The organism is Luteibacter sp. P1_D3 (genome assembly GCF_056406135.1).
Map to the genome: position 1 here is coordinate 21326 of NZ_JBFUAT010000010.1, position 20650 is coordinate 41975.

Here is a 20650-nt window from a genome sequence, read left to right on the forward strand (position 1 = left end):
GGCTCCTACGAGGAGCGGCATTCTCCGGAAGCATTCCCGCAGCACCACCAAGGCCACCGGCCCATGTCCCGCCCGCGTCCCCTCGATATCGTCCTGCATTCGGCCTCGCGCATCCTCGAGGTCAGTTTCGACAACGACGAACGCTTCCGGCTTCCCTGTGAATACCTCCGGGTGAACTCACCCAGTGCCGAAGTGCAGGGCCATGGCCCCGGCCAGAAGGTGCTGGTTGCCGGCAAGCGTAACGTGGGCATTACCGCGCTCGAACCCACCGGCCACTACGGCGTGTTGATCCGCTTCGACGACGGCCACGCCAGCGGCATCTTCGGCTGGGACACGCTGTACGACCTCGGTCGCGCTTACGACACGGCATGGCCTGCCTACCTCGCGGAACTCAAGGCCAAGGGCCTCTCCCGGTAATGGAAAGCACGCGCATCAAAGCATCCTGCGCGTGCAAGGCGTATATTTGCGCGCCATCCCCATCACACCGGCGAACAACGGACGTTCCGAAGTCATCACCGCGGAGCTACAAGGCATGACGCGAATCGTCGTCGTCGGAAGCATCAACATGGACCTGGTCACGCTAGCGCCGCGCTTTGCCGGCCCTGGCGAAACATTGACCGGTGACCGTTTCCTCACCATCCCCGGCGGCAAGGGCGCGAACCAGGCAGTCGCTGCCGCGCGTCTCGGTGCCTCGGTGTCGATGGTCGGTTGCGTCGGCGACGACGCTTTCGGCAAACAGCTTTACGACGGCCTCGTCGCCGAGGGCGTCGACGTGACCCACGTGACGCGGGTTGACGGTATCGGCAGCGGTACGGCCTCGATCACGGTCGCCGGTGGCGAAAACAGCATCGTCGTGGTGCCCGCTGCCAACGGTCGCGTCACACCCGCCCAGGTCGAGGCCGCCCGCGACATCATTCGGGGCGCCGACGCGGTGCTGGTCCAGTTGGAAATTCCCCTGGACGCGGTCGACGCCACGCTGCGCATCGCGCAGGACGAAGGCGTTCCCGTCATTCTCAATCCCGCCCCCGCGCAGTTGCTGCCGGTCGAGTGGCTGTCGCGCGTGCGCTTCCTCACGCCGAACCAGCACGAGCTCGCCACCGTACTCGGTGCGCAGGGCGAAACCGATTTCCGCGAACTCATGCGTCGTGCTCCCTGCCCGGTCGTCCTGACCCGTGGCGAGGACGGCGCCTGGTTCCGCGACAAGGACGACGAGCCGCGTCACCAGAGCGGTTTCAAGGTCGACGCGGTGGACAGCACCGGCGCCGGTGACACTTTCAATGCCGCGCTCGCGGTGTACCTCGCCGAGGGCCTCGACGTGGCGGTGCGCAAGGCTTGCGCGACCGCGGCGATCGCCGTCTCGCGCCTGGGCGCCCAGGGTGGCATGCCGCGTGCCGATGAGGTCACGGCGTTCCTGGAGACACATCAATGAAGCGCAGTGGTCTGCTTCATGCGGAGCTCAACCGCGTGATCGCGGCGATGGGTCATACCGACACCCTGGTCATCGGCGATGTCGGCCTGCCGGTACCTCACGGGGTTCCCTGCATCGATCTGGCGGTATTGCCGGGCACGCCGGATTTTTCCACGGTATTCGAAGCGGTCTATGCGGAACTCGCCGTCGAAAGCGTGACCGTCGCCAGCGAAATCCATGCGCGCAACCCGGCGCTGGTCACACTCGCCGCCCGACTGGGCAACGACGGCCTGGCCGTGAACGAGGTCTCGCATGAGGACCTCAAGCAGCTCAGCGCACGCGCCGTCGCCGTCGTGCGTACCGGCGAGACCTCGCCCTATGCCAACGTGATCCTGCATGCCGGCGTGACCTTCTGATGGCCACGCAACTCGTCAGCATGCACGACATCCACAAGGCCTTCGGTCCGGTGAAAGTGCTCGAAGGCGTCGACTTCGAACTGGTCGCCGGCGAAGTGCACGCCCTCATGGGTGAGAACGGCGCCGGCAAGTCCACCCTGATGAAGATCCTCACGGGGATTTACGCGCCGGACTCCGGCACGATCCAGGTGGACGGCAAGCCCGTCTCGATCACCACGCCGGCCGACGCCGAGAAGTACGGCATCGCGATCATCCACCAGGAACTCAACCTGATCCCAGCCCTCAGCATCGCGGACAACCTGTTCCTCGGTCGCGAGATCCAGCGCTTCGGCCTGCTCGACCGCAAGGCGATGACGAAGAAGGCGATGGAGTGGCTGGCCCAGGTCGGCATGGAGCGACTCGATCCGGACACGCGCGTCGAACGCCTGTCCGTCGGTACGCAGCAGATGGTCGAGATCGCCCGCGCGCTCGGCCAGAACGCACGCGTGCTGATCATGGACGAACCGACTGCCGCGTTGACCGAGCATGAGACGACCACACTGTTCAAACTGATCCGCGCACTCCGCGAGAAGGGTACGGGCATCGTCTACGTGTCGCATCGCATGGAAGAGATCTTCGCCCTATGCGATCGCATCTCGATCCTGCGCGACGGCAAGTTCGTCGGCACCCGTCCCGTGCCGGGGCTGGCCTTCGACGAAGTCGTGAAGATGATGGTCGGCCGTACGCTCGAGGCGCGCTTCCCGACCCGCACGTCCACGCCGGGCAAGGTTCGCCTGCAGGTGGAACACATTAGCGGCGGCATGGTGAAGGACGTGAGCTTCGACTTGCGTGCCGGCGAGGTGCTCGGCGTGGCTGGTCTGTTGGGCGCAGGGCGTACCGAACTCGCGCGCCTGCTGTTCGGCCTCGACAAGCCCTCCGAGGGCCGCGTGCTGCTCGATGGCGAAGTGGTCACGGCGACCAATCCGAACCAGGCGATCCATGCCGGTTTCGGTTTCCTCACCGAAGACCGCAAGGCGCAGGGCCTCGTGCTCGACCTAAGCCTGCGCGAAAACATCAGCCTGCCGCGCGTACCTGCGCATGTCGGCCTGGTCGATCGCGGTGGTGAGAAGACGCAGACCAAGGGCCTGATCGACGCGCTGAAGATCCGCACGCGCGACATGGAGCTCAACGTGAGCGCCCTGTCGGGCGGCAACCAACAGAAGGTCGTGCTGGCCAAGTGGCTGGCACTCAAGCCACGCGTGCTCATCCTCGACGAGCCGACACGCGGTGTCGACGTCGGCGGCAAGGCCGAGATCTATCACATCATCAATCAACTCGCGGAGCAGGGCGTGGCCATTCTCATGATTTCCTCGGAACTGCCGGAGGTGCTCGCCATGAGCGATCGCATCCTGGTCATGCACGAGGGGCATGCAACGGCCCTGCTCGAAGCCCACGGTGCCACCCAGGAAACCGTGATGACTGCCGCGACCGGAGGCCACTGACATGACGCTTCAACTCAACTGGAGCCAGGCCAAGGCGCTGTTCCAGCGCCTCGGCTCGGTGATCGGACTGCTGCTCCTCTTCATCGTGCTGTCGGTGCTGAGTCCGGACTTCCTGACCACGGGCAACCTGCTCACGGTGCTCCGCCAGGTGTCGATCAATGCGTTGATCGCCTTCGGCATGACCTTCGTGATTCTCTCCGGCGGCATCGATCTTTCCGTCGGTGCGATTCTCGCCTTCACCGGTGCGATCACGGCCGGCTTGATGGCCGCCGGCCACGGCATGGTCCTCTCCGTCGGCGCAGGTCTCGGTCTCGGTCTCGTGCTTGGCATGGTGAACGGCGCATTGGTGTCGTGGGGCAAGGTGGCACCGTTCATCGCTACCCTCGGCACGGTGACGCTGCTTCGCGGCCTCACGCTGTCGTATACGCAGGGCAGCCCGATCCCGGTGACCAATCCCGGCTTCGCCATGCTCGGCGGCGGCTACATCGCCAACCTGATTCCGCTGCCTGTGATCTGGATGGCAGTCGCCTTCATCCTCTGTGGTTTCCTCCTGCGCGGCACGGTGTTCGGCCGCCACGTGGTGGCGATCGGCGGCAACGAAGAAGCGGCGCGTCTCTCCGGCGTCCGCATCTCGCCGATGAAGCTCGGCATCTACGGTCTTTCCGGCCTTCTCTCCGCATTCGCGGGCGTCGTGCTTACCTCACGGCTGTATTCGGCCCAGGCGACCGCCGGTGCGGGCTACGAGCTGGACGCGATCGCCGCGGTGGTGCTCGGTGGCACCAGCCTGGCCGGCGGCCGCGGCTGGCTCTTCGGCACCCTGATCGGCGCGCTGCTGATCGGCTTCCTGAACAACGGTCTCAACCTGCTCGGCGTAAGCTCTTTCTACCAGCAGGTGGTGAAGGGCATTGTCATCCTGATCGCTGTCCTGCTCGACAGGCGGCAGTAAAAACAAAAACGAGGGAAATACACCATGCGTAAAGTCACATTCCTGGCCGCGGCAGCGGCAACGCTGCTCGCAGCCTGCTCGCAGCAGGGTCCGGGCGAATCCGCGCCGGCCGCCACCTCCACCGCTGGCGGTGCCGCCGCGTCGGGCACGCCGGTGATCGGCCTCGCCCTGTCGACGCAGAACAACCCGTTCTTCGTCGAGCTGAAAGACGGCGCCCAGAAGGCCGCCAAGGACGCCGGCGTCCAGCTGGTCGTCGTCGATGCGCAGGACGATCCGGCTCGCCAGATCTCCAGCGTCGAAGACCTGATCCAGAAGCGCGTCTCGGTGATCCTGCTCAATCCGACCGACTCTTCGGCCCTGGCCGGCGCCGTGCAGTCCGCACAGCGCGCGAACATCCCGGTGATCACGCTGGATCGCGGCGTCGACGGCGCCGAAGTCGCTTCGCACATCGCGTCCGACAACATCGCTGGTGGCAAGATGGCCGCCGATTTCCTGGCCAAGGAACTCAACGGCAAGGGCAACATCATCGAGCTGCAGGGCGTCGCCGGTACCTCGGCAGCGCGTGAGCGCGGCAAGGGCTTCGACGACCAGATCGCCACGACCGGCATGAAGGTCGTCGCGCAGCAGCCGGCGAACTTCGACCGTGCGCAGGGCCTTTCGGTGAGCGAGAACCTGCTCCAGGGCAATAGCGACGTCCAGGCGATCTTCGCCCAGAACGACGAGATGGCGCTGGGTGCGGTGCAGGCCCTGGCCGGCAAGAACAAGAAGATCCTCGTCGTCGGCTTCGACGGCACGCCGGACGGCAAGACCGCCGTGCAGAGCGGCGCCATGGCGGCCACGGTTGCCCAGCAGCCGGAAGAAATCGGCAAGCTCGGCGTCGAGACGGCGAAGAAGCTGATCGACAAGCAGCCGGTCGACAAGTCGATCGCCGTGCCGCTGAAGCTGCTGACCAAGCAGTAAGCGCCGCGTGTGAAAAGGCCGGGCCACCTCACGGTGGCCCGGCCTTTTTTTATGTCGGCGTCAGTGCTTTGGTAGGAGCCGATTCATCGGCGATGGGTGGTGCGACATCGTTAGGGATCGCCGATGAATCGGCTCCTACCAAAGCGCGCGGGTCGCTAGTCGGACGGGCCCGGCGCGATGACTTCGCGCTGCCCGTTAATCCCCATCGACGAGACCAGTCCTGCCGCTTCCATCGCCTCGACCAGACGCGCCGCACGGTTGTAACCGATGCGGAACTGGCGCTGCACGAACGAGATCGACGCCCGACGCGAACGCAGGACAAAGGCCGCCGCTTCGTCGTACAGCGGATCCAGCTCGGCGTCGATGCCGTCTTCGCCCGGTTCGCCATCGACCGCCTCGCTCGGTGGACCGGCAAGGATCTCGTCCTTGTAGTCGGGCTCGCCGAACTGCTTCAGCCACGCCACGATGCGATGCACTTCTTCGTCGGCGACAAAGGCGCCGTGGATGCGCTGCGGATAGCCCGTACCTGGTGGCAGGAACAGCATGTCACCCTGGCCGAGCAGGCTCTCCGCGCCCATCTGGTCGAGGATGGTGCGCGAGTCGATCTTGGACGACACCTGGAAGGCGACGCGGGTAGGAATGTTTGCCTTGATCAGGCCGGTGATCACGTCGACCGACGGGCGCTGCGTCGCGAGGATCAGGTGGATGCCCGCTGCACGCGCCTTCTGCGCCAGCCGCGCGATCAGTTCTTCGATCTTCTTGCCGGCGACCATCATCAGGTCGGCGAGCTCGTCGATGATCACGACGATCATCGGCAAGGTATCCAGATGCTCCGGCACTTCGGGATGTGCCGGGAAGGGATTGAACAACGGTTTGCCGGCAGCGCGCGCCTCACGCACTTTCTGGTTGAAACCGGCAAGGTTGCGTACGCGCAGATCCGACATCACGCGGTAGCGGTTTTCCATCTCGGCCACGCACCAGTTCAACGCGTTGGCAGCAAGCTTCATATCCGTGACCACGGGCGCCAGCAAGTGCGGAATGCCTTCGTAAACCGAGAGCTCCAGCATCTTCGGATCGATCATGATCATGCGGACGTCTTCAGGCGTGGCCTTGTAGAGCATCGACAGGATCATCGCGTTCACCGCGACCGATTTACCCGAGCCCGTCGTGCCGGCAACCAGCATGTGCGGCGCCTTGGCCAGGTCGGCCACCACGGGCTCGCCGGTGATGCCTTTGCCCATCGCCAGGGTCAGCAGCGAATCGGACTCGCGATATTCGGCGGAGTCGAGGATTTCGGACAACGCGATCATCTGGCGCTGTTCGTTCGGCAACTCCAGGCCCATGCAGGTCTTGCCGGGAATCGTCTCGACGACGCGGATCGTGGTCCGTCCGAGGCCACGTGCGAGATCTTTCATCAGCGCAACGATCTGGTTACCGCGGACGCCCACGGCGGGCTCCACTTCGTAACGCGTGATCACCGGGCCTGCCGACGCCCCGACGACCTGCACCGGCACCTTGAACTCGCGCAGGCGTTGTTCGATCAGCTCACCGGTATCGCGGAGATCCTGCTCTGAAATGGCGAGTGCGGCATTCGAACTCAGCGATGCGGGAGCGAGGAGATCGAGCGGCGGGATACCGACGGCGCTGACGCTACTGCCGCTGCGCAACGGTCTCACGGGCGTGAGTGCGAAGGTGCGGACCGGTTCGACGTGGGGTTCATCGTTCGCCGCCACCGCGAAGCGCGAGACGGGGGCGACCGGCGAAAGCACGGGCAGCGGCGGGGCCACCTCAACCGGCGACTCGACCTCGACCGTCCTCACCTGCTCGACCGGGAGCGTCGATGGTTCGTACGCGGGACGTTGTTCTTCGGAGCGACGTTCTTCTTCGGCGCGGCGAAGCGCCGTATAGGAATGTTCTTCCGCGCGTGCCGGACCGGAGGTTGCGGCAACCGCGCGCTCGTCCGTGCGATAGGAGGCGCCCGCCACGGCGGGCGAGGGCTCCGGCGAAGCGGCTGCCAGGGCACGTGGCGCAAGCCACGGCTCTCGGATCACCGTGTCCGGCTTGACGCGATGACGCGGCATGACCGGCGTCGCGATGGACGGTCGTACGGGATCATTCGACACCGGCTCGGCGCGCGTCGTGTCGCGTCGAACGGCAGCGGGAACGGCCTTGGCAACAGCTGCCGGTTTAACCGGCGCCGCTTTTGCACGACGACGCGCAGCAGGCACTCGATCGGCACGGCGGACGGCGGAAGCAGGGCGACGGCCGGTAGCGCGCGAGGCCGTGCGGGTCAGGAGACGACGCGTACCTTCGATGGCCAGCGCACCCATGGGCTCGAGAAGAGCGTTCAAGCGCACGATGAAGGACGACCACGACACACCCAGGTACCAGGGAAGGGCGACGACCATCGCCACGATGGCGAGCAGCGACGTCAGCGCGGCGCCGGGAAATTCACCGAACGCACTGCCGAGCCAGCGACACACCACACCGCCGACCGAAGGATCGTCGGTGTAGTGGGAGATCACGATGCCTTCGAGCGTCGTGCTCGCGAGCAATACCAGAACGAAGCCCGACCAGAAGCGAATCGCTCCAGGACCGACCGTGGGCGGACGACGCCGACGGACCAGCGCGGCGCCGATGCGCCAGAGCAGGGGGAGTAGCCAGAGCGTGGACAGCCCGAAGGCGCCAAAAACGAGTGAGGGCATGCCGAACCGCAAGAGAATCGAGCGAGCCCCGTAGTTTAGCGCGCATTCGTGCGGGTCGATGTGTAAAGGTGGGATAAGCCGCTGTTCACGCTCACAAGCGTAACCGGCCGGCGCGATGGCGTCTGCGCCGGCCGTCTTTCGACGCTGTGTGATTACACGCGGTAACGCGGCGCCACTTCCTTGCGCGACAGGTTCGGGGCCATCGCATGGCGAGCCGCCTCGTAGGCCAGGTACTGACCTTCGTCGTGCAGCGGCGGGATGGTCACCACTTCGCCACGGTCGAAGCCGAGGAGGCCCGCGTCGACCAGGTCGGCGGTTTCCATGACCATGCCCGGAAGCAGGGCGTCGACATCCTTGCCCGACTTCTCCCAGATCTCCGAACGGGTCGCGCCCGGCAACACGGCCTGGGCGTGCACGTTGCTGCCCTTCAGCTGGGCCGCCAGGCCGAGCGTGATGTTGACCACGTGGGCCTTCGAGCCGCTGTAGATGCCGTCGAAGAGGTCTGGCGCAAAGGCCAGGACCGAGGCGATGTTGATGATGCCGCCCTTGTCGCGCGCCTTGAAAACCTTGGCAGCGGCGGCGGAGAGCACCGTCGGGGCCGTGATGTTGATGGCGATGAGCTGCTCGATCGCGGCGGTGTCGTTCTCGAGAATGCTGCCTTCGAGGGAAACACCGGCGTTGTTCACCAGCAGGGTGATCGACGCATCTTCCTTGAGGCGCTTCTCGACCAGCGCGACGTCCGCCTTCTGGGTCAGGTCGGCCTTGAGGGCCTCGACCTTCCGGCCGGTCTTTTCGCCGATCGACTTGACCAGGGCTTCCAGGCGATCGAGGCGACGGGCGACCAGGATCAGGTCATAGCCGCGGGCGGCGAGGCGCTCCGCATAGACCTGACCGATGCCGGACGAGGCGCCCGTGACGATGGCCGTGCCTTTGGTTTCAGTGCTCATGGTGTCTCTCCGATGGGGTTGGTAGCAAAGTGATAGTAACTACGTTGCCATACGATAGTGACTTGGATATCATAATGCAATGGACATCGACAAACTTTCTTCAGGCACCTGTGCGATCTCCCGCGGCCTCGCCTTTGTCGGCGATACCTGGAGCGTGCTCATCCTTCGGGATGCCAGCCGTGGCATGAGCCAGTTCGACCAGTTCAGGACCAGTCTCGGCATCGCGCCGAACATCCTCTCCCGTCGATTGAAAGCCCTGACCGAGGCCGGCGTCTTGGAGAAGCGGCGCTACAGCGAGCGGCCGCCGCGCGACGAATACGTACTGACCCAGGCCGGGCGGGATTTCATCCCGATCATGGCGGCCATTGGCGAATGGGGCCGCACCTACAACGGCGGCGGCCCGGCCATGAGCCATCTTGCGAGCGACGAGACCGGTGAGCCGGTCAGGGCGGTCGTGGTGGATGAATGCACCGGCAAGCCGCTGAGTGCGACGCCGATGCATTTGGTCATGCCGGAGTGATTGGCGCGATCAGCTAACGCATGACGGCGACGGACCAACGGCCACCGCCGTCATCCTGGAACGAAAACTCTACCGGCAGGAACTTCTCGATCAGCGCGGCGTTGCTGCGCGCGTGCTCGGAAGGCAGGGTGGTGGTGAAGCTTCCTTCCCCAGCGAGCGCCATGGGCAAGAGCAGCTGATCGGCAAGATGCTCGTCGACGGCAACGTCGGCAGCCAGCCACGCTGCAGCCGCCTTGCTCGCACCTTCCGCCACATGCTCGGCAGTTACACGCTTGACGCCAAACCCGGTAAAGACCGCGGTACTGTGCTCCGCGCGAAAGCGAATGCTCAGTGCGTTGCCCGGCCCGATCGGCGACTTCACCTGACGCACGGACACTTCAGCTTCGTCGAGGCCGAGACGGCGGCGCGCCACCTCCAGCTCGCGTTGGCCAATCCCCAGCGGTATCGCCGACAGGATCGCCCGCGCATGTCGCTCGAGAACCTCACCTCGATGAGGAAGGTGAAGGGTGGTGGGCTTCGCACTGGGGCGCAGGTCGAACGTGATACGGCCACCGCCCGCGGGATAGAAGCCGTGACCGTCCATGCTGAAGTCGCCGTCGAGTCCCATGCGCTCCATCAAGGGCAAGAAGGCCTCGGCAATGAAGTCGGCGGTAGGCGCCAGCGGATTGTGCGTGCCGCCCTCGATGGTCAGGTGAGCTGCGACGCCGTGCATCCACAAGGCGGGCAGCACGGTCTGCAGGACCAAGGTGGTTGAGCCTGCGGTACCGATGGTCCAGCGGTGCTTGCCGGCATGCACACCGTCCGGCGCGAAGCGCAGCTCGGTGGAACCGGTGATGGCGCCTTCGGCCGTGGCGTTACCCACCGCACGCGCCGCTTCCACGGCGGTCAGGTGTTGACGCAACAGACCCGGACGCTCGCGCCGTGCACGAATGCCGGTCATGGCGAAGGCCTCGCCCGTACACAGGCTGAGTGCCAAAGCCGTGCGGAGCAGCTGTCCGCCGCCCGCCTGGCCATCCAATTCAATCATTTCCTTCTCCAGTCCTGGCCCCGTCCGAAGACGGGGCGACTTCCTTCAACCCTTCACACAAACAACCTGGCGCAAGGTGTGGACGATTTCGACGAGATCCTCCTGCGCCGCCATCACCGCTTCAATGGATTTGTACGCCGCCGGCGACTCGTCGATCACGTCGGCATCCTTGCGGCACTCCACATGCGCCGTCGCCTTGCGGTGTTCCTCGAGCGTGATCTGCTTCTTTGCCTGGGTGCGGCTCATCACACGCCCGGCGCCGTGGCTGCAGCTGTTGAAACTTTCCTCGTTGCCAAGGCCACGCACGATGAAGCTCTTGGCTCCCATGCTTCCCGGGATGATGCCGAGCTCGCCCTTCCTCGCACTCACCGCGCCCTTACGCGTCACCAGGACGTCCTTGCCCAGGTGCTTCTCGCGGCTCACGTAGTTGTGGTGGCAATTCACCGCCTCAGACCACGCGTCGAACGGCTTGGCGATGATCTTGCGCGCCGCCTCGATCACGTGACGCATCATGATGGCCCGGTTGGTCCGTGCAAAACGCTGCGCCCAGTCCACGGCGAAGACGTAGTCGCCGAAGTGCTCGCTCCCCTCCGGCAGGTACGCGAGGTCCTGGTCCGGCAGGTTGATCATCCAGCGGCGCATGTCCTGCTTGGCCAGTTCGATAAAATGGTTGCCAATGGCGTTGCCCACGCCACGGGAGCCGGAGTGCAGCATGAACCACACGCGCTGCTCCTCATCGAGACAGATCTCGACGAAGTGGTTGCCCGTACCGAGCGTACCGAGGTGGTGCAGGTTGTTGGTGCGCGCCAGCTTCGGATACTTCGCCGTGATCAGCGCAAAGTCCGTGACCAGCTCGTGCCAGCCATCCTCCGTGGCTTTCGGTGGCGTGGCCCAGGCGCCTTTATCGCGCTTTCCCACCGTACGACCGTGCGGCACCGCCGCCTCGATCGCATGGCGCAGGTCGCGCAGGTCGTCCGGCAGATCGGACGCGGTCAGCGTCGTCCGCGTAGCGATCATGCCGCAACCGATATCGACGCCGACGGCCGCCGGCACGATCGCACCGATGGTCGGCACCACCGAGCCGACCGTGGCGCCCTTGCCCAGGTGCACATCGGGCATCACGGCCAACCATCCATGGATGAAGGGCAGCTTCGCTATGTTGATCAGCTGCTGGCGTGCCTCGGCTTCCAGCGGCACGCCGCGGGTCCACAGCTTGATCGGTGCGGCACCCGGCTCGTTGATGACTTCGTAAGCGGTCGTACTCATTTCGTCTTCCTTGTGAATTCGTATCTTGCATCAAGCGGCAATAAAGACGGAACGGCTGCTCTACCCCTGAGCTACGGCCGGGTGGCCGGCGGGATTCGAACCCGCGACACGGTAGTTCCGTTGGCATCCGCTGGTTTGAAAAGGTGCGGCGACAAGAGTGGTGAAGCATCGATGTTGCATGTGAGGGGCTCGAACCCTCTAGCCCGAAGGCTTACCCAGTAGCTCCACCGGCATTCGCCGCAGGTTGAAATCGATGGGTCGGAAGGCGACAACCGAACATGGACACATGAGGCCGAAACCAGCACACGTGACAGGTGTAGTGCCCACCTGCATTCGCCTTCCGCCCAGCCGCGACGGGCCCATTCCCGCCGCGGGTTAACATCGTTCAGAGCGGTGTTGCTTCGATCCGCTCCATCCATTGACCCGCCGTGTCGCCACGCGCGGCGTCGGCCAGAAGCTCGAACACGGCATCGCTGAAGCCAGCGATGTGCGTGATGCCTGCCGTTCCTTCGACCGTCTGGCTGGTGGCATAAGGCTGCAGGTCGATGCAGACCAGGCGTGCCTTCGGGTTGATCGCCTTGACGGCCTGCCACTGGCGCATCGTCTCGGAAGCGCCCTGTCCGCCACGCGTGTCCACCCAGCTCTGGTTGTCGGACACGATGACCACCAGATCCACCTTCGCCTTCTGCCTCGCCAACATCGTTATCGGTGCACTCACCGCCGTGCCGCCGCCGATCATGCCGGCGAGGGTTTTAGCCTGGGTCATCACGCTATCGCGGCGGTTGAGCCGCACCTCCCGCACTTCCGTGTCGAACGGCATGACCCGGATCGCCGGGTTGGCCCGACGTAACGAGGCGACCATCAGTGCCGCGACGTCGACGCAGGTCACGACCGTGGTCGCGCCCTTGCGGTAACCCGTGACAGGTGAGGCCATCGACCCCGACACATCGACCGCGACCACGACCTTGCCGTGAAGCTTCGGCACGGAGCGGGTCGCGATTTCCATTGCATCCTGCAAGGCGTCGACGATCCGCTCCGGCATATCGGCCGACACATTCCGATAAGCAACCATCAGCTGGTACGGCAGCACTCGTGCCTGTGCAATCGCCTCCGGATCCCGCAGACGCTTCGCCACCACCCCGACGACTTCCTTATCGGAGAACACGCCATGCCTGGCGAACGTGTTGAGGTTCATTCGCATCGCCTGCCAGGTGCCGCGCATAGCGATGCTTTTCCACTGTGCCTTGCTGAGCGGCAACGAGGTCAGGTACGGGAACGGCACGTCCGGCAAGTCACCGCGCGGGTCGCTCTTGAAGACTTCGTAGGCACGCACGCTCTCCGGCAACGCGGCCGGCGCATACGAACTTCCCAGGAGCCAGCCGTATAGTGCGTCCCGCGCCGGATCCTCGGGACGCGGGTGAACCATCCGAACGACGTCCGCGAGCGATGGATTGCCGCCGACCGCCGCGCCGAGAACGCCCTCGGTGGAGGCCGAGGCTAACCACTGGCGGACGAGGCGCTTCGGGCGCGAACCCAGCGACTTGCGCCCGGTCACGCCGCTACGGACGATCTGGACGAAATTACGCAGCATGCGACCGTTGTCGATCACCCGTGCGAAGGCTTTCTCGAGCACGTCGCCGTCCCGGTTGGCGAGATGAGCGAGCAGCAAGGCCGGCATGTCTTTCATGTGCGAGTGCTGGCGGGCGTGGATCGCTACCCGGGCGACGAACTCCGCAGGCACCGACTCGCATAAAGCCAGCGTCGCTGCGAGTTGCGTCGCCGCGTCGGCGTAGTAAGTCCCGTTGAGGCAACCCGTGGCCGCATACAGCGCGAGGGCCGCACGCGGGTCCCGAAGGTAGGCGTCGCCATCGGCCTCGTTGACCGCATTGGCCGGCGGCGCCAGGGCACCGCGGGAGCTCTGGAAAAGTTGAAGGTTGGCCATCGTGGCGATCTCCTTGGGTTGAGCCTGAAGGAGCAGGAGCCGTGCCAACCTCGCCATGAAGATTTCAACTAACTGATAAATATGAAATTAGGATATTTAAGTCGATTCAGAGGCCTAACTCGTTCCGATCATTTACGATATGGACTTCTCGTGATTTATCGATTGGGATAGTGATGAAGACCAAGGTAGTGATCGGATTCGTCGGCACCCAGCTGGATGCGGGCGATGGCCCAGGCCGTTGGGAACGGTGGCGTCCTACGGTGTCGCTCGGCCTGCATGAGGACTTCCTGGTCGGTCGGATGGAACTGCTCGTCGACGAGCGGCGCAACGCGAAGACCAGCCGTCTCATCCGCGAGGATCTTGCCCAGGTCTCGCCCGAGACCGACGTACGCATTCACGACACCTATATCGCCAACCCGTGGGACTTCGAATCGGTCTACGAAACGCTGTACGCCTTCGCGCGAGGCTATGCGTTCGACCCCGACAACGAGGATTACTACGTACACATCACGACGGGCACCCACGTTGCCCAGATCTGCCTGTTCCTTCTGACCGAGAGCCGTCACCTGCCCGGCCGCCTCTTGCAGGCGTCGCCGCCAAGAAAGCAGGGCGTTGCCGCCAGCGTGGGTGAGCTGAGCGTCATCGACCTCGATCTCTCGCGCTACGACAGGCTGGCCCAACGGTTCGAAGGCGAGCAGCAAGAAGATCGCAGCCATCTGAAGAGCGGCATCGCGACACGCAACGCCGCGTTCAATCGCATGATCGAACAGATCGAGACCGTAGGTAGCCGCTCGGTCGCGCCGATCCTGCTGATGGGACCCACCGGCGCGGGCAAGAGTCAGCTGGCCCGCCGCCTGTTCGAACTGAAGCAGGGCCGCCGCGAGGTGACGGGCCGCTTCGTCGAAGTGAACTGCGCGACGTTGCGTGGCGACGGCGCGATGAGCGCCCTGTTCGGCCATGTGAAAGGCGCCTATACCGGCGCCGCTGGTGAGCGCGCCGGATTGCTGCGTAGTGCGGACAAGGGCTTGTTGTTCCTCGACGAGATTGGCGAGCTGGGCGCGGACGAGCAGGCCATGTTGTTGCGCGCCCTCGAGGACAAGCGCTTCCTTCCCGTTGGCGGCGATCGCGAGGTAAGCAGTGATTTCCAGTTGATCGCCGGTACCAACCGCGATCTGGGCAAGCGTGTCGCCGAAGGTCGCTTCCGTGACGACCTTTACGCACGCCTCAACATCTGGTCCTTCCATTTGCCGGGCCTTGCCGAGCGCATGGAGGACATCGAGCCCAATCTCGACTACGAACTGGAGCGCTATGCACGGGTCGAGAACCGCCGCGTCACCTTCAACAAAGAGGCGCGCGAGATCTACCTTGCCTTCGCCACGTCGGGCGACGCGCCCTGGTCCGGCAACTTCCGTGATCTCGGCGCATCGGTGACACGCATGGCGACGCTGGCACCGGCGGGTCGAATCAACCGGGCATGCGTCGACGAAGAGATAGGGCGACTGCGGCGCTTATGGCGGCCGGAAGGCGAGGGCGACGCGTTACGCGAACTCCTGGGCGAGGCCGTCGATGATCTCGACCTCTTCGACCGCCTCCAGCTTCGCGAAGTCGTAGCTGTCTGCCAGCGTTGCCGCAGTCTCTCGGAAGCGGGCCGACAACTGTTCGCCGCATCACGAAGCAAGCGGGCGAGCACGAACGATGCCGACCGTCTTCGCAAGTATCTGGCCCGCTACGAGCTGAGCTGGGACGTCATCGCGAGGCGCTGACGCGGTCACGGACAGGTCGGTATGTCGAACTTCTGCGCGGGATCGCCATGCGTCGAAGCGACGATCGGCTTTTCCTTCGCCGTCGCCACGTGTTGCGACGGCCACCAACGCGGGATCACGGGATGCATCGTCGGTTCCACCGCCTGCCCTGGCTCCGGCACGAGCACGTCGGCGTGGCTGCACGTCGCCGCGGCGAGGATGCGCTCCGGTGGTTCGGTCCATGCGTGGTGCGCAAGCTTGATCAACCCCCAATGCACGGGTATGAGCACCTTGCCCCGCACTTCTTCATGCACCTTCATCGCCTGCTCGGGACCGAGGTGCCAGTCCGGCCACTGCGCGTCGTACTGGCCCGACTCGATGAGGCTGACGTCGAACGGACCGTATTTCGAACCGACATCGGCAAAGGTGTCGTTGAAACCGGTGTCGCCGGAATAGAACACGCGGTGCTTGTCGCCGATCAGTGCGTAACCCGTCCACAGCGTCACGTCGCTGCGGGCGGAGAGCCGGCCCGACGCATGGCGGGACGGCGTGGAGACGATCGTGAGATCGCCCACCTTCGCATCCTGCCACCAGTCCAGTTCGGTGATGCGGTCGGCGGGCACGCCCCAGCCACGCAAATGGGAGCCGACGCCGAGCGGCACGATAAAGCGTACGCCAAGCGCATTGAAGGCCTGGATGGACGCGCGATCGAGGTGATCGTAGTGGTCGTGCGAGACGATCACCGCGTCGACGTGCGGCAGGTGATCGATGGGAACCGGCGGTTCGTACCAGCGCTTCGGGCCCAGCCAGGAGAAGGGCGACGCGCGCTCACTCCACAACGGATCGACGACGATGTTCGTGCCGTCGATTTCGAGCAGCATCGATGAATGGCCGAACCAGGTGACGCGCAGGCCGGATGCGGGAGGCGTCCTGTACAGCGCGGATGAATTCATGGTCGGCACGGGTGCATCGGGCTCTTCGCCAGGTGCCGACGCCAGCATCTGCAGGATGCCGCCTTTGACGTTGGTGTACATCGGCAGCGGGTTTTCAAACTTGCCGTTGCGCCACTCGGGCGACTTCGCATCCTTGGCGGTCTGCGCGGCGTCGGGCAGCGTGCCGATGTTCGGCCACGCGCTGATGGCGACGAAGGCGAGGAAGGCCGCGAGAAGGGCGAGCAGGATGAGGGCGTAGCGGAGGATGCGCTTCAAACCGTGTCCTTCAAGAGCATCGCCGATGAATCGGCTCCTACAAGAGCGGTGGGCTGCTTTTGTAGAAGCCGACGTGTCGGCGATGGGTGTTACATCACGCCGGCATCGTCGCCATGTCGATCACGAAGCGATAGCGCACGTCGTTCTTTGCCAGGCGCACGTAGGTCTCGTTGATCGACGCCATATCGACCACTTCGATGTCGGAGACGATGTTGTGCTCGGCGCAGAAGTCCATCATTTCCTGGGTCTCGGCCATGCCGCCGATGGCCGAACCGGCGATCGTGCGACGCGGGAGCATCAGGCTGCCACCGACCACGCCGTCGAGCGGCGTGAGCGCGCCGACCAGCACCATGGTGCCGTCGAGCTTGAGCAGGTTGGTGTACGGGTTGATGTCGTGGGACACCGGCACCGTGTTGAGCAGGAAGTCGAAGCTCGCGCCCTGTGCCGCCATCGCGTCCGCGTCGGTGGAGAGCAACACGGCATCGGCACCTAGGCGCTTGGCGTCTTCGCCCTTCGAGGCCGAGGTGGTGATCATGGTGACGTGGGCGCCGAGGGCCTTGGCGAACTTCACGCCCATGTGGCCGAGACCGCCGAGGCCGATCACGCCAACCTTCTGGCCCTTGCCGACCTTCCAGTGGCGCAGCGGCGAGTAGGTGGTGATGCCGGCGCAGAGCAGGGGAGCCGTGGCCTTGAGGTCGAGCTTCTCGGAGATCTTCACCACGAAGCGCTCTTCGGTGACGATCTCGGTGGAGTAACCGCCCTGGGTCGGCGTGGTCTTGTCCTGCTCGGTGCCGTTGTAGGTGAAGCTGGTGTGGGTCAGGCAGTACTGCTCGAGATCCTTCTTGCAGGATTCGCAGTTACGGCAGGAGTCGACCATGCAGCCCACGCCGGCGAAATCGCCGACCTTGAACTTCTTCACGGCCGAGCCGACGGAGACCACGCGGCCGACGATCTCGTGACCCGGGACCATCGGGAACACCGAGTTGCCCCAATCGCCCTTGGCCTGGTGCAGGTCGGAATGGCAGACGCCGCTGTAGAGGATCTCGATACGGACGTCGTGCTCACCCGGCTCGCGGCGCTGGAACGTGAACGGAACGAGGGGGGTCGTTGCGCTTTTGGCGGCAAATCCGCGGACTTCGATCATGGGAATCGTCCTTATCGTTGAGAGTTTGATCGGTAGTCCACAACAATACGTCGCAGGCTTTGGCGCGACCAGCGGGGATTCCGGGATGAACCGTTGAGTTATCCTGCACAATCATGCGCCCAGACAATCTTTCCCACCTCGCCGCTTTCGCCTCCGTCGCGCGCCACGCCAGCTTCCGCAAGGCGGGGGCCGAGCTGACGCTGTCGACCTCGGCCATCAGCTATGCCATCCGCGGGCTGGAGGAACGCCTCGGCGTGATGCTGTTTCACCGGACCACGCGGAGCGTCTCGCTCACCGAGGCTGGGCAGCGGCTCCTCGAACGGCTGGAGCCGGCCCTGCGCGACGTCGGCGATGCGCTGGAGGAGATGAATGACTTTCGCGCAGCGCCCTCAGGCACGCTTCGCATCAACATGCCGCGGATCACGGCCCAGCTGATCTTGCCGCCGCTGCTGCCCCGGTTCCTGGCCGCGTATCCCGACGTCCGTTTCGAAGCCGTGGATAACGACGGCCTGATCGACGTCGTCGCCTCCGGCTTCGATGCGGGCATCCGCTTCCTCGAGCAGGTCCCCGAGGACATGATCGCCGTGCCGATCGGCGGACCCCATCGAAGTGTCTGTGTCGCCACGCCGGATTACCTGGCCGCCCGAGGCACGCCCTTGCACCCCAACGACCTGTTGCACCACGAATGCATCCGGTTCCGCTTTCCCAGCGGCCGTATCTATAAATGGGAATTCGAGCAGGGCGGACGCAAGCTCGACGTGGATGTGCCGGGACGGCTTACCTTCGCGGACTTCCGACTGTCCCTGGATATGGCGCTGACCGGCGTCGGCCTGACCTTCGTCCTCGAGGACCAGGTGACCGATCTGATCCGCGAAGGCCGGCTGGTCCGGGTGCTCGAGGACTGGTGTCCTTCGTACCCGGGCTTCATGTTGTATTACCCGAAGCAGCGCCGGGTGACCTCCGCACTACGGGCCTTCATCGACCTGATCCGGGATGGCAGCGCCTACTGAGGCCGGGAAGGCCCGAGCTTGGTGCAAGCGCGTGCAAGGCGTATCCTAACCGCATGTTGCGGTGCACCAGGCGCCGACCCCCACGTCCCGAGTCCCCCATGTCCGCTTCCGCACCCGCCCTTGATCCGGGCACTCCGCCCGTCCGCGTGCCACACGTTGGCCTGGTGATCCTTGCGCTCGCCGTCGGCGGCTTCGCCATCGGTACGACCGAGTTCGCCTCGATGAGCATGCTGCCCCTGTTCGCCGAGGGCCTCGGTATCGATGCGCCGACCGCCGGCCACACGATCAGCGCCTATGCGCTTGGTGTCGTCGTCGGCGCGCCCGTGATGACGGTGCTGGGCGCGCGCGTGCCGCGTCGCCGGTTGCTGCTCATCCTCATGACGATGTTCACCGTGTTCAACGGCCTGACTGGTCTTTCGCCGAACTACCACTGGATGCTGGTATTCCGTTTCCTCGCCGGCCTGCCCCATGGCGCCTACTTCGGCGTCGCTGCGCTGGTCGCCTCGTCGCTGGTGCCGGCGAGTCGGCGCACGCGTGCGGTGGGCCAGATGTTCCTTGGACTCACCGTCGCGACGATCGTCGGCGTGCCTCTGGCCAGTTGGCTGGGCCAGGCCGTGGGTTGGCGCTGGGCGTTCGCGTTGGTCGCCGTGCTTGGCGTGCTGACGATGACGGCGGTTGCCATCTTCGCGCCGAACACGCCTTCGGATGCCAAAGCCAGTCCGCTGCGCGAACTCAGTGCGCTGAAGCGATCACAGGTCTGGTACACGCTCGCCATCGGCGCGATCGGCTTCGGCGGCATGTTCGCGGTCTACACCTATCTCGCCGACATCCTGATCAATGTCACGAAGATGCCGCTGTCCTCGGTGCCCTGGGTGATGGGCGTGTTCGGCGTCGGCATGACGATCGGCAACATGGTGGTGCCGGTGTTCGCCGATCGCGCGCTCATGCGCACCGCCGGCGTACTGCTGGTGTGGAGCATGGTGATCCTGGCCATCTTCCCGTTCACCGCGGGCAACATCTGGCTGCTCAGCCTGGATGTGTTCTGCATCGGCATCGGCGGTGCGCTGGGCACCGTCCTGCAGACGCGCCTGATGGATGTGGCAGGCGATGCGCAAGGTCTCGCCGCCTCGCTCAACCATTCGGCGTTCAACACAGCGAATGCGCTGGGGCCCTTCCTTGGTGGCCTGGCTATCGCGGGTGGTTACGGCTGGACCTCGCCGGGTTGGGTCGGCAGCTTGCTGGCCGTTGCGGGACTCGGTATTTGGGCGGCATCCGTGGCCGCCGAGAAGCGGACGATCTCCGGCGTAACCGCCGAGCCCTGCTGACCGCTGTCTTGCGCCGTTGTAGATTCGTTGCATGACGAACCTCCACACCGCACCGACCTCGTTCAAACTTTGCGTAGCGACGATCGAGCAAGCGGCCGCGCTCGCCGACGTCATGGAGCGCACGTTCCGCGACACGTTCGGGAAATCCACTACCGACGGTCACATGGCGGAGCATTGCCGAAGCAGCTACGGCGAGGCGCTACAGCGCGCCGAGATCGATGATCCGGATACAACGACGTTGCTCGTCATGGACGGCGTGGCCATCGCGGGCTTCGCGCAGGTGCGCCCCGGAAGTCGCCCGAGCTGCGTGACCAACTCCCGACCTGTCGAGATCCATCGCATCTACGTCGATGTGCCCTGGCACGGCAAAGGCGTGGCGGCCGTGCTCATGGAGGCTTCACTGCACGACGCCGCAAAGCGTGGTGCAGATGGCGTATGGCTCGGCGTCTGGGAAAATAACCCAAGAGCCATCCGTTTCTATGCCAAGTGGGGGTTTGTCGAAGTGGGCGAGCACGTCTTCCATGTGGGCAGTGATGCCCAGCGCGACGTCCTCATGAGCCGGACGCTCTAACGAGCTGATCCAACCGAATTCCGCTATCGTCC

The 20650-nt window shown here is 64.8% G+C and carries 18 protein-coding genes; 11 read left to right on the top strand and 7 right to left on the bottom strand.

The genetic code is table 11. From position 1 onward, the window contains the following. Positions 1-63 precede the first annotated feature (63 nt). The 6 genes from AC1DYM_RS08810 (at position 64) to rbsB (ending at position 5211) form a co-directional block, all read left to right on the top strand. A complete protein-coding gene (locus AC1DYM_RS08810) occupies positions 64-417 on the top strand; it encodes a gamma-butyrobetaine hydroxylase family protein (RefSeq protein ID WP_477337600.1) in 354 nt (117 codons plus the stop codon). Between the two features lie 115 nt (positions 418-532). Beyond that, on the top strand, positions 533-1429 hold the full coding sequence (gene rbsK, locus AC1DYM_RS08815) for a ribokinase (RefSeq protein WP_477337601.1): 897 nt from the start codon (positions 533-535) through the stop codon (positions 1427-1429). Further along, entirely contained in the window at positions 1426-1824 is a 399-nt protein-coding gene (rbsD, locus tag AC1DYM_RS08820) for a D-ribose pyranase (protein WP_477337602.1), read from the top strand. Before rbsK ends, rbsD begins: the two co-directional genes overlap by 4 nt. Then, positions 1824-3305 (top strand): sugar ABC transporter ATP-binding protein, encoded by a 1482-nt coding sequence (locus AC1DYM_RS08825; protein WP_477337603.1) that lies wholly within the window; start codon positions 1824-1826, stop codon positions 3303-3305. Before rbsD ends, AC1DYM_RS08825 begins: the two co-directional genes overlap by 1 nt. A gap of 1 nt (position 3306) precedes the next feature. After that, the gene (locus tag AC1DYM_RS08830; protein ID WP_046968106.1) at positions 3307-4251 is read left to right on the top strand and encodes an ABC transporter permease; all 945 of its coding nucleotides are present in this window, start codon (positions 3307-3309) and stop codon (positions 4249-4251) included. Between the two features lie 24 nt (positions 4252-4275). Continuing rightward, complete coding sequence (gene rbsB, locus AC1DYM_RS08835) at positions 4276-5211, top strand: ribose ABC transporter substrate-binding protein RbsB (RefSeq protein ID WP_477337604.1); 936 nt, start codon at positions 4276-4278, stop codon at positions 5209-5211. A gap of 155 nt (positions 5212-5366) precedes the next feature. Here the strand turns inward: rbsB and AC1DYM_RS08840 are convergent, their stop codons facing one another. Both AC1DYM_RS08840 and AC1DYM_RS08845 read right to left on the bottom strand, forming a co-directional pair. Further along, complete coding sequence (locus AC1DYM_RS08840) at positions 5367-7916, bottom strand: FtsK/SpoIIIE family DNA translocase (RefSeq protein WP_477337605.1); 2550 nt, start codon at positions 7914-7916, stop codon at positions 5367-5369. A gap of 152 nt (positions 7917-8068) precedes the next feature. Continuing rightward, the gene (locus AC1DYM_RS08845) at positions 8069-8863 is read right to left on the bottom strand and encodes an SDR family NAD(P)-dependent oxidoreductase (RefSeq protein WP_477337606.1); all 795 of its coding nucleotides are present in this window, start codon (positions 8861-8863) and stop codon (positions 8069-8071) included. A 79-nt stretch (positions 8864-8942) separates the two neighbouring features. Here AC1DYM_RS08845 and AC1DYM_RS08850 point away from each other — a divergent pair, with 79 nt between their 5' ends. Beyond that, positions 8943-9383, top strand: coding sequence for a winged helix-turn-helix transcriptional regulator (locus AC1DYM_RS08850; protein ID WP_477337607.1), 441 nt, complete (start codon positions 8943-8945; stop codon positions 9381-9383). 13 nt (positions 9384-9396) lie between these two features. Here AC1DYM_RS08850 and rtcA read toward each other — a convergent pair whose 3' ends face one another. The 3 genes from rtcA to AC1DYM_RS08865 form a co-directional block, all read right to left on the bottom strand. After that, positions 9397-10410, bottom strand: coding sequence for an RNA 3'-terminal phosphate cyclase (gene rtcA / locus AC1DYM_RS08855; RefSeq protein ID WP_477337608.1), 1014 nt, complete (start codon positions 10408-10410; stop codon positions 9397-9399). A gap of 45 nt (positions 10411-10455) precedes the next feature. Beyond that, positions 10456-11676 carry an RtcB family protein gene (locus tag AC1DYM_RS08860; RefSeq protein ID WP_477337609.1) on the bottom strand — a complete coding sequence of 407 codons (1221 nt, stop codon included), beginning with the start codon at positions 11674-11676 and terminating at the stop codon, positions 10456-10458. 385 nt (positions 11677-12061) lie between these two features. Then, entirely contained in the window at positions 12062-13618 is a 1557-nt protein-coding gene (locus AC1DYM_RS08865; protein ID WP_477337610.1) for a vWA domain-containing protein, read from the bottom strand. A 173-nt stretch (positions 13619-13791) separates the two neighbouring features. On the opposite strand from AC1DYM_RS08865, the gene rtcR reads away from it, so the two are divergent. Then, the gene (rtcR, locus tag AC1DYM_RS08870) at positions 13792-15381 is read left to right on the top strand and encodes an RNA repair transcriptional activator RtcR (protein WP_477337611.1); all 1590 of its coding nucleotides are present in this window, start codon (positions 13792-13794) and stop codon (positions 15379-15381) included. Positions 15382-15386: 5 nt separating this feature from the next. Here rtcR and AC1DYM_RS08875 read toward each other — a convergent pair whose 3' ends face one another. Beyond that, positions 15387-16568, bottom strand: coding sequence for an MBL fold metallo-hydrolase (locus AC1DYM_RS08875; protein WP_477337612.1), 1182 nt, complete (start codon positions 16566-16568; stop codon positions 15387-15389). A gap of 94 nt (positions 16569-16662) precedes the next feature. Next, a complete protein-coding gene (locus AC1DYM_RS08880; RefSeq protein ID WP_477337613.1) occupies positions 16663-17712 on the bottom strand; it encodes an NAD(P)-dependent alcohol dehydrogenase in 1050 nt (349 codons plus the stop codon). A 113-nt stretch (positions 17713-17825) separates the two neighbouring features. Here AC1DYM_RS08880 and AC1DYM_RS08885 point away from each other — a divergent pair, with 113 nt between their 5' ends. The 3 genes from AC1DYM_RS08885 (at position 17826) to AC1DYM_RS08895 (ending at position 20618) form a co-directional block, all read left to right on the top strand. After that, on the top strand, positions 17826-18722 hold the full coding sequence (locus AC1DYM_RS08885) for a LysR family transcriptional regulator (RefSeq protein ID WP_477337614.1): 897 nt from the start codon (positions 17826-17828) through the stop codon (positions 18720-18722). 98 nt (positions 18723-18820) lie between these two features. Beyond that, positions 18821-20047 (top strand): MFS transporter, encoded by a 1227-nt coding sequence (locus AC1DYM_RS08890; protein ID WP_477337615.1) that lies wholly within the window; start codon positions 18821-18823, stop codon positions 20045-20047. Positions 20048-20078: 31 nt separating this feature from the next. Beyond that, positions 20079-20618, top strand: coding sequence for a GNAT family N-acetyltransferase (locus AC1DYM_RS08895; RefSeq protein ID WP_477337616.1), 540 nt, complete (start codon positions 20079-20081; stop codon positions 20616-20618). Positions 20619-20650: the final 32 nt, after the last annotated feature.